We start from the raw sequence: 13,286 nt of genomic DNA, 5'->3' as shown, positions 1-13,286 counted from the left end.
GTCGCGAACTGCCGCGAATCGTTCGTGGAACGGCTCGGGGAGGCTGAGATCAACGACGCTGCTGCAGGCGATCTGACGCAACCCGCGTCATGATGTTGCGGTTTCCTCGTCTCTCAAGTGAAGCGCACCGCGGCGTGCGCAGAACGGGAGCCCGAGCATGCGACGACGTGACACCCCTATTCCGCACCGTGAGTTCTTCCGCGCGGTGACGATCGACGAGACCGTCGCGCTCGCCTGCACCTGCGGCCGGGGTGTCGACCACTGGTACGCCGAACCGATGCGCGAGCCGGCCGCCGACGGCACTCGTCTCGGCACACGGGTGCACGAGAACGAGGCGCCGCCGAGCTCGGGCGGCGCGCAGATCAGCTCTCGACCGCCGACACGATCGCCTCGGCGAGCTGAACGGGCTTCGTGAACTGCGGCCAGTGGCCCGTCGGCACGTCGAGGTAGCTCACGTCTCTGATCTTGGCGAGCTCCCGCGTGAACGGCGAGCCGGCCGCGATCCACTCGCCGAGCAACCGACTCGGGAACTCGCACGCGATGACCGTGACCGGGACGTCGTAGCGCCGCTCGTCGACGAGGTGGATCGGATCGCTCGCCACCGCCGCCGGCTCGGGAATCGCCATCGCCCGGAATTCGGCGCGCAACCCCTCGTCGAGGTCGATGAGGTCTTCGTCGCTGAACGCCTCCCACGGCGGAAGGGGAAGGTCGGCGCCCTCGGTGGGCAGCTCGTCGTTGATCACGTCGCCGTCGGCCAACGGGCCCGCATCGACGTAGACGACCCGCGCGATGCGGTCGGGCCGCGCATCGGCCACGCCGTGCGCGATCGCGCCGCCGCCGGAGTGCCCGACGAGCACCACCGGCGCGTCGAAGGTGTCGACGATCGAGGCGACGGCGTCGATGTGCGTGCGCAGGCCGATGCCGGATCGATCGGCATCGACCGACTCGAGGCCGGGCAGGGTCAGCGGGTGCACGCGGTGGCCCGCCGCTTCGAGCGCCGGCGTCACCCGCTGCCACGATGACGCGTCGAGCCAGAATCCGGGGATCAGTATGACGTCCATGGGGTGACGCTAGCGCCGGCTTCCGACATCGGGGTCGATCCGGCCCACCGCGATGCCGGGTCGACGTGCTCGGCTCGCGGTGGCGAGCACGACGATGCCGGTGGCGAGCACGAGCAACCCCAGCACCGCGCCTGCCGTGAGGGTCTCGCCGAGCACCATGACGCCGAGAACGCCGGCGGTCAGCGGCTCGGCGAGCGTCAGCGTGGACACCGTGGCCGGTGCCAGCCCGCCGAGTCCGAAGCCGAAGAGCAGGTAGGCGAGGGTCGTCGTGACGAGGCCGAGCCAGAGGGCCATCGCGATGCCGGGACCGGTCGCGAGCCACGAGGCATCCGTCGCCGCAAGGAGCGGGATGCTGAAGACCGCAGCGGTGCCGAACAGCGCGCCCATGCTCGCCGCGCTGGTCCAGCCCCGGTCGAGCAGTGCCTTGGCGGCGAGCGTGTAGACCGCGTACGAGGCGCCGGCAGCGAGCGAAGCTGCAAGGCCGAGCGGCTCGGCGCTGCCGCTGCCGCCGCTGGTCGCCGCGGCGAGGATGCCGACGCCGACCGTCGCGATCACGGTCGCGACCGCCCAGCGGTGGCCGGGGTAGCGCCGCCGCAGCACCCAGTCGAGCCCGCCCGTGATGACCGGTGCCGAACCGAGGGCCACGACGGTGCCGACCGCGACGCCGTTCGCGGCCGTGCCGGCGAAGAAGGCGGGTTGGTAGGCGAGCACGCCCGCGGCGCCGATGGCGACGAGCAGCCAGGCGGGCAGCGGATGCCTCGTGGTGACGCCGGGCGCCGGCGCGGCGGGTGTCCCTGCCGCACCGTGCCGGCGCCCGGCGACGTGGATGAGCAGCGCGAGGAGCCCGAGGGCGCCACCGCCGATCAGGATTCGCGCCGCCCCGACCGAAGCCGGGCTCGCTTCGGGCCCGAGCGCCTGCGCGGTGCCCGTGGTGCCGAAGCAGACGGCAGCGAGCAGCACGGCGGTCACGAATCGCATGGCATATTGTTACACAATCTCACCGCTGTCTGCGGAGTCATTCCAAACCGGATCGGGAGGTTTCCACCATCTCGACCCGCGGGCGCGTGCTCGACCCGCAGCCGGACGAGGAAGCGCGGGCCCGGGGCCGGTAGGCTCGCGGATGTCGTGCGCCCGGCACGGCGAACGACGCCGATCGCCCCGCGGCATCCCTGACCCGAACGGAAGGACTCCTGTGCGCGCCGTGCTCTTCAACGCCTTCGGCGAGACGCCCGAACTCGTCGACGTGCCGGAGCCGGAGTGTCCGCCGCGTGGAGCCGTCATCCGAGTACGCGCAACCGGCGTGTGCCGCAGCGACTGGCACGCCTGGATGGGGCACGACGACACCGTCTCGCTGCCGCACGTGCCCGGTCACGAGTTCGCCGGTGAGATCGCCGTGCTCGGCTCCGAGCTGGCGGCGGATTCGGGCTGGAGCATCGGCGACCGCGTCACGGCCCCCTTCATCTGCGCCTGCGGGCGCTGCGACGAGTGCCGCTCGGGCAACGAACAGGTCTGCGACCACCAGTCGCAGCCGGGCTTCACGCACTGGGGCTCGTTCGCCGAGCTCGTCGCGATCGACGAGGCCGAACTCAACCTGATCCGCCTGCCCGACTCGCTCGGCTTCGTCGAGGCCGCGTCGCTCGGCTGCCGGTTCGCGACCGCGTACCGCGCCATCGTCTCGCGCAGCCGGCTCGCGCCGGGCGAGCAGATCGCGGTGCACGGATGCGGCGGGGTCGGCCTCTCGGCCGTCATGATCGCTGTCGCGGCCGGCGTGAAGGTCTACGGCGTCGACGTCTCGGACGCCGCGCTCGCCGCAGCCGAGAGCCTCGGCGCTGTGCCGGTGCAGGGCGGCGAGGGTGCTGCCGAACGCATCCTCGAGGCATCGGGCGGCGGAGTCGACGTCTCCGTCGACGCGTACGGCTCGACCGAGACGTCGTTCGCCTCCGTGCGGAGCCTGAAGAAGCGCGGTCGTCATGTGCAGATCGGGCTCATGGTCGGCGACTCGGCGCTCGCCGCGATGCCGATGGATGCCGTGATCGCCGGAGAGCTCGAGATCCTCGGCAGCCACGGCATGGCGGCGCACGAATACCCCTTCATGCTGAGTGCGGTCGCCTCGGGCGACTTCCGGCCGATCGAACTCGTCGGTCGACGCATCACGCTCGACGAGGTGCCCGAGGCGCTCGCCGCGATGGGCCGGGCAGGTGGGGCGGGCTCGGGCATGACGGTCGTCGAGCTGTAGCGACATCCGCCCGGGGCGCAGTGCGCGACATCCGCTGCCCGTAGCATGACCTGAAACCCCTCAGGAGGAATCGATGAGCGATGGCCGTGTTGCACCCGCCGGCTGGTACCCCGACCCGAGCGGCGCCGATGGGCGACGCTGGTGGGACGGCGGGCGGTGGACCGAGCACGTTGCGCCCGCGGCTCCGACGGCGCCTGTGCAGCAGGCCGCGACCGTCGGATATGTTGCGCCCGTCGAGCCCGTGACTCCGCCGGTCGCGCCTGTCGGCGCTGCAGCACCGGCCTACACCTCAGCACCGGCCTACGCCTCTGCGCCGGCCTACGCCGGCTCGGTCGCCCCGTACGGCGGGCAGGAGACGAAGAAGGTCCCGGCGGGCACGCCCGTCGACACCGTCTGGATCTGGCTCCTCGTGGCGCTGCCCGTGCTCGCGATCATCCCGTTGTTCCTGTGGGACTTCGAGGGCTACATGGTCCGGTCGATGTCGATGCCGGGGTCGATATCGCCGGTCGAATCGGCGCTCGGTCCGTACTCCGATCCCGCGTACCTCTCGCTGATGCTGCTCAGCTGGCTCGTCTACGGGGTGTCGGTCTGGTTCGCGTTCCTCGACAGCTCGGCGCTCAAGCGCCTCGGCTATGAGCGCCGGTTCCACTGGGCGTGGGCGTTCCTCTCCTCCCTCGTGTACGTGATCGGCCGTTCCGTCGTCGTGCGGAAGCAGGCCGATCGGGGATTCGCACCGATGTGGGCTGCGATCGCAGTGACGGTCGCCCTCACGATCGCCGCGATCGCCTGGGCGGTCGTGGTGGTCTCCAACAGCATCTCCACCGCGATCGAGATGTACCCCTCCACGTACTGAGGCCAGAATGGTGTCATGGATCCCGTGACGGCGCTCGAGGAGATCGCGTTCCTGCTCGAGCGCGACCGGGCCTCCGCCTTCAAGTCGAAGGCGTTCCGTCGGGCGGCCGACGTGATCCGGCCGCTCGACGCTGACGAGGTCTCGGAGCGCGTGCGCGATGGTCGCCTCCAGCGTACGAAGGGCATCGGCGGCACGACGTTCACCGTCATCGCCCAGGCGGCGGATGGCGCAGTGCCCGACTACCTCGCCGAGTTGCGCGCCCGAACAGGACTGGCACCGTCGGGTGCGCCGACCGGGCTCCGGTCGGAGTTGCGCGGCGACCTGCACAGCCACACCGACTGGTCCGACGGCACGACGAGCCTCGCGGCGATGGCGCAGGCGGCCCACGCGCTGGGGCTCGAATACCTCGCCGTCACCGACCACTCGCCGAGCCTCCGAGTCGCCAACGGTCTCAGCGCCGAGCGGCTCCTGGCGCAGCAGCAGGTGATCGACGACGTGCAGGCGGGGGTCGGCGGCATCCGCCTGCTGCGCGGCATCGAGGTCGATATCCTGCTCGACGGTTCACTCGATCAGACCCCCGAGATGCTCGACCGCCTCGATGTGGTGGTCGCGAGCGTGCACTCGAAGCTGCGCACCGAAGCCCCTGAGATGACGAAGCGGATGCTGCGCGCCATCGCCGACCCGCGCACGAACGTGCTCGGTCACTGCACGGGTCGCCTCGTCGAGGGTTCGCGCGGAACCCGCCCGCAATCGACGTTCGACGCGCACGCCGTCTTCGATGCGTGCGCCGAGCACGGCGTCGCGGTCGAGATCAACTCGCGCCCCGAGCGGCAGGACCCGCCCGACGAGCTCATCCAGCTCGCGCTCGAGGCCGGCTGCCTGTTCTCCATCGACAGCGACGCGCACGCACCCGGCCACCTGACGTTCCTCGAGCTCGGCGCTGCCCGCGCTGCGGCCAACGGCGTACCCGCCGAGCGCATCGTCACGACCTGGCCGGTCGAGCGGCTGCTGGAGTGGACCCGCGACCGCGCGGCCTGACGAGCTCGAACGCGTCGGTCACCCGTTCGCGGGGCGGGCCTCCACCGCGGCGACGACGGCGTCGACATCGCCGTCGGACGCGGGCAGCCCGGAATCCTCGAGGCGCTGCCGCACCATCGTGCGCAGGTCGTCGACGGACCCGGTCTCGAGGTCGCTGCGGAACTGCTGCACGAGGCCGGCGAGCTTCTGCTGCAGGCTCGCGTCGTCGTGGCCGTCTTCGATCGGTTCGTTCTGCTCATCCATGACTCGACGGTCGCAGGGTTCGACCCGGCCGCCAACCCCTTGACCCGGCGTGCGCACTGTGTCGTCGCTGCGGGATGACGGGCCTGCCGCTCAGTCTGGCGAATCCGCCCGGCCGCGGCGTGCGCACGACGTGGAGACGACGAAAGCCCCGGCGAACCGGGGGCTTCGGATGGTGGCTCCGACGGGCGTCGATCCCGTGACCTCACGATTTTCAGTCGTGCGCTCTACCAACTGAGCTACAGAGCCTCGGGGCATCCGCTCGACCTGTATCGAACTGCTGCCTCGAATAAGGAGAAAGCCCCTTCTCTCGTAAGGGAAAGGGCTTGTCGCCTGAGCGACCCTGACGGGACTTGAACCCGCGACCTCCGCCGTGACAGGGCGGCACGCTAACCAACTGCGCTACAGGGCCTCGTGGTGCCTTGCGGCACCGTGGTGTCTTGCAACACCGAAGCTATTCAATTGTATGTCGTGCAGTGACCCCAACGGGATTCGAACCCGTGCTGCCGCCGTGAAAGGGCGGTGTCCTAGGCCACTAAACGATGGGGCCGGAGGGCTGTGCTGGGCACGCCCGCCGACAGCCAAGCATACGTGCAGTCGGGCGAGATGGCAAAACGAGGACCGCGGATGCAACGGAGCCCGGCATGCGGCATCCGCGGACATGCGCCTGAAATGCCCGGAAAGCGCCGATCCCACGCCTATCGTGGGGCTGCCAGTGCCCGAACCGAGAGCGAGGAGCGCGGGGACCCGAGCCCGCGTGGACGGGGAAAGATGTACCGCACCACAGACCGCACGCCCACCGACCGAGCCCGAACGAGCCCGGTTGCACGGGGCGAACACTCCGATCGGGGTGCTCGACGACGGCACGCGTCGCGCCGCTTCGCAGCCGTCGTCGCGATCGTCGCTGCGGCTCTCGTCGGCCCGGTGCTCACGGCACCGCAACCTGCCACCGCCGCCACCTACCCCACTTGGGACGAGCTGCAGGCGGCGAAGGCGAACACCGCCGCCGGCGCCGCGGCTGTGACCCAGGTGACCGCGCTCATCGCGCAACTCGAAGCCGAGGTCGCGTTCACCCGGGCAGAGGCCGAGAAGCGCACCGACGAGCTCTTCGTCGCGCAGCAGAAGTACGACGAAGCAGTCATCAGGGCCGACCAGATCCAGGCGCAGGCCGATGCGTCTGCCGCCGAGGCGCAGGTCGCCGAGACGAACGCCGGCCAGGTCGCCGCGCAGCTCTACCGTTCCGGCGGCAGCGACGTCGGCGTGAGCCTCTTCCTCGACGCCGGGGACTCGCAGGCGACCGAGGCGCTGCTGTCCAAGCTCGGCAGCATGGAGAAGATGGTCGAGCGCACCTCGAGCATCTACGACCGGGCGCAGGAGAAGAAGAACACCGCGCTCGCGCTGGCGGGCCAGGCCGAGGTGGCGCAGGCCGAACGCGAGAAGCTGCGCATCGCCGCCGAAGCCGCGCTCGTGGCCGCGCAGGAGGCGCAAGCGGCCGCAGAGGCCGCGCTGGCCGAGTCGCAGGCGAAGAAGATCGAACTCGAAGCGCAGCTCGCATTCCTCAAGGACGCCGAAGCGAAGACCGCGGCGGCGTACCAGGAGGGTGAGCGCATCCGTCAGGAAGAGGAGCGGAAGCGTCGCGAAGAGGCGGCTCGCAGCGGCTCGCCCGGCGCGGTGGTCACCTCCGGCTGGGCGAAGCCCGCCGCCGGCCGCATCACGGGCAGCTTCGGCCCGCGCTCGCCGATCTGCTCGGGCGGCGGCTGCTCCGGCAGCTTCCACTACGCGGTCGACCTGGGCACCGGGTGCTCCTCGCCGATCTACGCGGCGAACAGCGGCGTCGTGACGTTCTCGGGCTACTCGGGCACCTACGGCAACTTCATCAAGATCGACCACGGCGGCGGCCTGTCGACCGGCTACGCCCACATCCGCGACGGCGGCCGCTTCGTCGGCGTCGGCGAGTGGGTCGACGCCGGGCAGAACATCGCCTCGAGCGGCACGACCGGTGCTTCCGACGGCTGCCACCTGCACTTTGAGGTCTATCACGGCGGCACTCGCATCAACCCGGTACCCTTCATGGCAGATCGGGGGATCTCCTTTGGCTGAGAACAGAACCAGGCCGGTGTCGCGCGTGAAACCCGCCACCGTCTTCTCGACGGTCGCGGTCGGCGCCGTCACCGCATCGGTCGTCGCGGCAGGCGGGCCGGCAATGGCCGAGCCCGACTACCCGTCATGGAGTGAAATCGAGCAGGCGAAGACCAACGAGGCGACCAAGCAGGCCGAGATCGGCCGGGTGGGCGAGTTGCTCGCGGGCCTGCAGCAGGCGGCGGATGTCGCGGTGCAGGCGTCGCAGATGGCGGCCGAGTCGTATCGCATCGCCGTCGACCAGCGTGACCGTGCCACCGAGCGCGAGCGCACGCTCGGGCAGCAGGCCGACGAGGCCGACGCCGTCGCCGAGATCTCGAAGATGCGGGCCGGGCTGCTCGCCGCGCACCTCGCGAAGACCGCGGGCAACGACCTGACCTCGGAGCTCGTGTTCTCGGGCGAGAACGCCGACGGCCTGCTCAAGCAGCTCGGCATGGCGTCGAAGCTCGGTGAGCAGGCGCAAGCGGTGTACGAGCAGGCGATCGCTGATCGCAATACCGCCGACGCTCTGCGCGCGCAGGCGGCCACGGCCGCGACCGAGCGCACCCGGCTCGCCGCGCTCGCCGAGACCAAGGCGACCGAGGCGAATGCCGCGGCCGAGGCCGCGATGTCGGCCGTCACGGTGCAGGAGCAGCGCTCCGCCGAGCTCTACGCCCAACTCGCGGCGCTGAAAGACACGACGGCGGCGCTCGAGCGCGAGCGCGTCGAGGGCCAGGCGCGCGCCGCGGCAGCGGCGGCACTCGAGGAGGCGACGCGTCCTGCGCCCTCCGCTCCCGGGCCTGCCCCGTCGCCCGGCGGCGGAAGCGGCGGCGGAACGCCCGCACCCAATCCCGACCCTGCACCGCCGAACGCGGGCGCCGTCGAGACGGCGATCTGGTTCGCGAGCCAGCAGCTCGGCGAGCGCTACGGCCTCGGCGGTGCCGGCCCCGACGTGTGGGACTGCTCGGGGCTCACCCGGGCGTCGTACGCCGCCGCCGGCATCGGCATCGGCACGCACTCGGCGACGAACCAGTACTACACGCTCGCCGGCCGCGGCAAGGCGGTCTCGCTCGGCAACGTGCAGCGCGGCGATCTGCTGTTCTGGGGATCGGGCGGCAGCTACTACCACGTCGCGATCTACCTCGGCGGGGGTCGCATCCTCGAGGCGCCCGACTACGGCAAGCCCGTGCGCGAGTGGCCGATCTGGGGGAGCCCCTCGGCGGCGGCGCGCCCGGCGGGCTGATCGACGCAGGTCACGAGACGCGAGAAGGGGCAGGCCGTGAGGCCCGCCCCTTCGATTCCGGATGTCGCGGCTCGCGGCATCCGTTCACGTCACGCCCTGGTCAGTGACCGGGGAACTTCTCGATCGCCTTCGCGATGAGCGCCTCGGCCTCTGCCGCGTCGGCCCAGCCCTCGGTCTTGACCCACTTGCCGGGCTCGAGGTCCTTGTAGTGCTCGAAGAAGTGCTCGATCTCCTTGCGCGTGAACTCGGGGATGTCGGCGAGGTCCTGGATGTGGTTCCACCGCGGGTCGCCGGCGGGCACCGCGACGACCTTCGCGTCGCCGCCGCCGTCGTCGGTCATGTGGAAGACACCTACGGGGCGCACCTTCACGCCCACGCCCGGGAAGAGCGGGTAGTCGAGCAGCACGAGCACGTCGAGCGGGTCGCCGTCGTCGCCGAGGGTGTTCTCGAAGAAGCCGTAGTCGGTCGGGTACACGAACGTCGTGTAGAGCACGCGGTCGAGGAAGACGCGGCCGGTCTCGTGGTCGACCTCGTACTTGTTGCGGCTCCCCTTGGGGATCTCGATGATGGCGGCGTACTCGCCCATGCTGGTTCTCCTTGATCGTGGAAGCTCGGCCGGTCGTGCTGAGGCTCGGCCTGCGACCGCCCCATTCGGAGGCGGGCGCGATCGGCGGAATAAGGTTACTTGATGCCTCCTGACCAGCCGACGGATGCCGCGAGCCCGCGCCGGCCGCGGCTGACCCCGCCGATCGCCGACCTGCGGCGTGCGGTGCGCGGGGCGCTTCCGGTCGCGCACGAGCAGGTCGAGACGCCCGCACTCGTGCTCGTTGCGCTGTCCGGGGGAGCGGATTCGCTCTCGCTCGCCGCGGCGACCGCATTCGAGGCGCCGCGCGCCGGGCTCAGGGCGGGCGCGGTCATCGTCGATCACGGCCTGCAAGACGGGTCGTCGGATGTCGCGGCCGCCGCTGCCGCGCAGGCGCGCGCACTCGGGCTCGATCCGGTGCTGGTGCGCAGGGTCGACGTGACGGCTGCGGGCGGGCCCGAGGCATCCGCTCGCGCCGCGCGCTACGCCGCCCTCGATGCCGCCGCCGCCGAGACGGGCGCCGCACTCGTGCTGCTCGGTCACACCCTCGACGACCAGGCCGAGACCGTGCTGCTCGGCCTCGCCCGGGGATCGGGCGCCGCGAGCCTCGCCGGCATGCCGGCGCGTGCCGGCCGCTACGCCCGGCCGCTCCTCGGCATCCGCCGCGCGACCACACGACAGGCCTGTCTCGACGCCGGCCTCGCTCCCTGGGACGACCCGCACAACGCCGACCCGGCCTACGCGCGGGTGCGCGTGCGCGAACGGGTGCTGCCGCTGCTCGAAGCCGAGCTCGGCCCGGGCATCGCCGAGGCGCTCGTGCGCACCGCCGAGCACCTGCGCGAAGACGACGAGGCCTTCTCCGAGCAGATCGAAGAGGTCATCGAGGAGATCTGCCAGCCGGCAGAGGCCGGCATCGCGATCTCGGCCGGGGCGCTCGCGGCGAATCCGGCGGCGCTGCGCCAGCGCATCGTGCGCCACGTGGTGCTGAGCGAATTCGGCGTCTCGCTGAGCCGTGCGCAGACGCTCGAGGTGACCCGGCTCGTCACCGACTGGCACGGGCAGGGCCCGATCGACCTGCCCGACGGCGTGCGCGCCACGCGCGCCGGAGCCCACGTCGTGCTGAGTGCCACCGGCTCGACCGAGGTGCTGCCGCGCGACCACTGAGCCGCGACCGCTCGACAGCTCGGCGCAGCGTAGGCTCGACGCATCCGTTCGACGTCACAGAAGGAGCCGGCATGTACGCGCGCGAGATCGAGGCAGACCTCACCGAGGTGCTCGTCACCGAAGCCGAGATCCACGCGAAGCTGGCCGAACTCGCCCGCCGCATCGAGGCCGACTACGAGGGCCGCGACGTGCTGCTCGTCGGCGTGCTGAAGGGCGCGGTCATGGTCATGGCCGACCTCGCCCGCGAGCTCCGCCCGCACATGAAGATGGACTGGATGGCCGTCTCCTCGTACGGCGCGGGAACACAGTCGTCGGGCGTCGTGCGCATCGTGAAAGACCTCGACACCGACCTCACCGGCAAGCACGTGCTGATCGTCGAGGACATCATCGACTCGGGCCTCACCCTCAGTTGGCTGCTCGGCAACCTCGAGTCCCGCGGTGCGGAGTCGGTCGAGATCTGCGCCCTCCTGCGCAAGCCCGACGCCGCGAAGGTCGAGGTCACGGTGAAGTACCTCGGCTTCGACATCCCGAACCAGTTCGTCGTCGGCTACGGCCTCGACTACGCCGAGCAGTACCGCAACCTCCGCGACGTCGCGATCCTCGCGCCGCACGTCTACTCCTGAGCCCTCCGCGACCGGCGCAGCCCACAGCGAACATTCGGCCGGGGCGCAGCCGCGCCAATGTAGCCTTGCAAGACCATGAACATCAAGAAGATCCTGCGCGGGCCGATCATCTACATTCTGCTCGCGATCGTCGCAGTCTGGATCGGATCGAGCCTCATCACCGCCTCCGGTTTCAAGGAGGTGTCGACGCAAGAGGGACTCGAGCTGTTGAAAGACGGCAAGGTCGCGTCGGTGAAGATCGTCGACGGTGAGAACCGAGTCGACCTGACCCTCGCGAAGGCCGACGAGAAGCTCGGTACGCAGGTGCAGTTCTACTACATCACTCCGCGTGGCGTCGACGTCGTCGCCGCGGTCGACGACGCGAACCCGAAAGACGGCTTCAACGACGAGGTCCCGCAGCCGAACTGGTTCCTCTCGATGCTCGGCATCCTCCTGCCGCTCGTGCTCATCGGCCTCTTCTTCTGGATCATGCTCTCGGGCATGCAGGGCGGCGGCAGCAAGGTCATGCAGTTCGGCAAGTCCAAGGCGAAGCTCGTCTCGAAAGAGAGCCCGAAGGTCACCTTCGACGACGTCGCCGGTGCCGACGAAGCCATCGAAGAGCTCCACGAGATCAAGGAGTTCCTGAAGGAGCCGGCCAAGTTCCAGGCCGTCGGCGCCCGCATTCCCAAGGGTGTGCTGCTCTACGGCCCTCCCGGCACTGGCAAGACGCTGCTCGCGCGAGCCGTCGCAGGCGAGGCGGCCGTGCCCTTCTACTCGATCTCGGGCTCCGACTTCGTCGAGATGTTCGTCGGCGTCGGCGCATCCCGTGTGCGCGACCTCTTCGAGCAGGCGAAGCAGAACGCGCCCGCCATCATCTTCGTCGACGAGATCGACGCGGTCGGCCGCCACCGCGGCGCCGGCCTCGGCGGCGGGCACGACGAGCGCGAGCAGACGCTGAACCAGCTGCTCGTCGAGATGGACGGCTTCGACCCGAAGACGAACGTCATCCTCATCGCGGCGACGAACCGTCCCGACATCCTCGACCCTGCCCTCCTGCGCCCCGGGCGCTTCGACCGGCAGATCGGCGTCGACGCGCCAGACCTCAAGGGCCGACAGAAGATCCTCGAGGTGCACTCGAAGGGCAAGCCGCTCGCCAACGGCGTCGACCTCGAGGTGCTCGCGCGCAAGACGCCGGGGTTCACCGGTGCCGACCTCGCGAACGTGCTCAACGAAGCCGCGCTGCTCACGGCGCGCTCCAACGCACAGCTCATCGACAACCGTGCTCTCGACGAGGCGGTCGACCGGGTGATCGCCGGCCCGCAGCGTCGCTCCCGCGTCATGAAAGACAAGGAGAAGCTCATCACGGCCTACCACGAGGGCGGCCACGCCCTCGCCGCGGCGGCGATGAACTACACCGACCCCGTCACCAAGATCACGATCCTGCCGCGCGGCCGGGCCCTCGGCTACACGATGGTGATGCCGCTCGAAGACAAGTACTCGGTGAGCCGCAACGAGCTGCTCGACCAGCTGACCTACGCCATGGGTGGGCGAGTCGCCGAAGAGATCGTGTTCCACGACCCCTCGACCGGCGCCTCGAACGACATCGAGAAGGCCACCTCGACGGCTCGCAAGATGGTCACCGAATACGGTATGAGCGCGAACGTCGGTGCGATCAAGCTCGGCCAGTCGCAGGGCGAGGTCTTCCTCGGTCGCGACATGGGCCACCAGCGCGATTACTCCGAAGAGATCGCCCTGAAGGTCGACACCGAGGTTCGTTCGCTCATCGAGCAGGCGCACGACGAGGCGTGGCAGGTGCTCAACGACAACCGCGACATCCTCGACACCCTCGCGGCCGAGCTGCTCGAACAAGAGACGCTCGACCACAAGCAGATCGCCGAGCTCTTCAAGAACGTGAAGAAGCTCCCCGAGCGACCGCAGTGGCTCTCGAGCGAGAAGCGCCCGGTCTCGGACCGGCCGCCGATCGCGTTCCCGACCGAGAAGATGCCGATCGACCAGGGCGCCGTCGACGGCGGGGTCGACTCGGGGCAGCCGCCGGCCGAAGAGAGCGTGGCGCGCGCGCCGCGCTCGAACCCGCGCCCGGCCACGGCGTAGCCGCCGGTCGAACGCTGTCGACCCGAAGAGGGGGAG

12 protein-coding genes and 3 tRNA genes are annotated in these 13,286 nt (G+C 70.4%); 8 read left to right on the top strand and 7 right to left on the bottom strand.

Features of this window, described 5'->3' with window-relative positions; translation table 11 throughout:
* Positions 1-362: 362 nt before the first annotated feature.
* Entirely contained in the window at positions 363-1,061 is a 699-nt protein-coding gene (locus AC6CH0_RS01870) for an alpha/beta fold hydrolase (protein WP_498097967.1), read from the bottom strand.
* Between the two features lie 9 nt (positions 1,062-1,070).
* Positions 1,071-2,039 carry an EamA family transporter gene (locus AC6CH0_RS01865; RefSeq protein WP_498097966.1) on the bottom strand — a complete coding sequence of 323 codons (969 nt, stop codon included), beginning with the start codon at positions 2,037-2,039 and terminating at the stop codon, positions 1,071-1,073.
* Positions 2,040-2,253: 214 nt separating this feature from the next.
* Here AC6CH0_RS01865 and AC6CH0_RS01860 point away from each other — a divergent pair, with 214 nt between their 5' ends.
* The 3 genes from AC6CH0_RS01860 (at position 2,254) to AC6CH0_RS01850 (ending at position 5,188) form a co-directional block, all read left to right on the top strand.
* Entirely contained in the window at positions 2,254-3,297 is a 1,044-nt protein-coding gene (locus AC6CH0_RS01860) for a zinc-dependent alcohol dehydrogenase family protein (protein WP_498097965.1), read from the top strand.
* Between the two features lie 73 nt (positions 3,298-3,370).
* Positions 3,371-4,150, top strand: a complete 780-nt coding sequence (locus AC6CH0_RS01855) for a DUF2510 domain-containing protein (protein ID WP_498097964.1) — start codon at positions 3,371-3,373, stop codon at positions 4,148-4,150.
* A 15-nt stretch (positions 4,151-4,165) separates the two neighbouring features.
* Entirely contained in the window at positions 4,166-5,188 is a 1,023-nt protein-coding gene (locus tag AC6CH0_RS01850) for a PHP domain-containing protein (RefSeq protein WP_498097963.1), read from the top strand.
* A gap of 18 nt (positions 5,189-5,206) precedes the next feature.
* On the opposite strand, the gene AC6CH0_RS01845 is transcribed toward AC6CH0_RS01850, so the two are convergent.
* The 4 genes from AC6CH0_RS01845 to AC6CH0_RS01830 form a co-directional block, all read right to left on the bottom strand.
* Entirely contained in the window at positions 5,207-5,431 is a 225-nt protein-coding gene (locus AC6CH0_RS01845) for a hypothetical protein (RefSeq protein ID WP_498097962.1), read from the bottom strand.
* Between the two features lie 170 nt (positions 5,432-5,601).
* A tRNA-Phe gene (locus AC6CH0_RS01840) sits at positions 5,602-5,677 on the bottom strand.
* Positions 5,678-5,766: 89 nt separating this feature from the next.
* Positions 5,767-5,840, bottom strand: a tRNA-Asp gene (locus AC6CH0_RS01835).
* A gap of 65 nt (positions 5,841-5,905) precedes the next feature.
* Positions 5,906-5,978 (bottom strand) — tRNA-Glu (locus tag AC6CH0_RS01830).
* Positions 5,979-6,199: 221 nt separating this feature from the next.
* On the opposite strand from AC6CH0_RS01830, the gene AC6CH0_RS01825 reads away from it, so the two are divergent.
* Together AC6CH0_RS01825 and AC6CH0_RS01820 are read left to right on the top strand one after the other, a co-directional pair.
* Positions 6,200-7,528, top strand: a complete 1,329-nt coding sequence (locus tag AC6CH0_RS01825) for a peptidoglycan DD-metalloendopeptidase family protein (RefSeq protein WP_498097961.1) — start codon at positions 6,200-6,202, stop codon at positions 7,526-7,528.
* On the top strand, positions 7,521-8,789 hold the full coding sequence (locus tag AC6CH0_RS01820) for a C40 family peptidase (RefSeq protein ID WP_498097960.1): 1,269 nt from the start codon (positions 7,521-7,523) through the stop codon (positions 8,787-8,789). The genes AC6CH0_RS01825 and AC6CH0_RS01820 overlap by 8 nt, the downstream gene beginning before the upstream one ends.
* Before the next feature lie 100 nt (positions 8,790-8,889).
* Here AC6CH0_RS01820 and ppa read toward each other — a convergent pair whose 3' ends face one another.
* Entirely contained in the window at positions 8,890-9,375 is a 486-nt protein-coding gene (gene ppa / locus AC6CH0_RS01815) for an inorganic diphosphatase (protein WP_498097959.1), read from the bottom strand.
* Between the two features lie 102 nt (positions 9,376-9,477).
* On the opposite strand from ppa, the gene tilS reads away from it, so the two are divergent.
* The 3 genes from tilS to ftsH all read left to right on the top strand — a co-directional run bounded on the left by tilS (position 9,478) and on the right by ftsH (position 13,250).
* A complete protein-coding gene (gene tilS, locus AC6CH0_RS01810) occupies positions 9,478-10,536 on the top strand; it encodes a tRNA lysidine(34) synthetase TilS (RefSeq protein ID WP_498097958.1) in 1,059 nt (352 codons plus the stop codon).
* Positions 10,537-10,607: 71 nt separating this feature from the next.
* The gene (hpt, locus tag AC6CH0_RS01805; RefSeq protein WP_498097957.1) at positions 10,608-11,159 is read left to right on the top strand and encodes a hypoxanthine phosphoribosyltransferase; all 552 of its coding nucleotides are present in this window, start codon (positions 10,608-10,610) and stop codon (positions 11,157-11,159) included.
* 75 nt (positions 11,160-11,234) lie between these two features.
* The gene (gene ftsH / locus AC6CH0_RS01800) at positions 11,235-13,250 is read left to right on the top strand and encodes an ATP-dependent zinc metalloprotease FtsH (protein ID WP_498097956.1); all 2,016 of its coding nucleotides are present in this window, start codon (positions 11,235-11,237) and stop codon (positions 13,248-13,250) included.
* Positions 13,251-13,286: the final 36 nt, after the last annotated feature.

The sequence above is a fragment of the Agromyces sp. GQ35 genome, assembly GCF_059758475.1.
The sequence above is the reverse complement of the archived record's forward strand: the minus strand, read 5'-3'. Positions and strand labels throughout refer to the sequence as shown.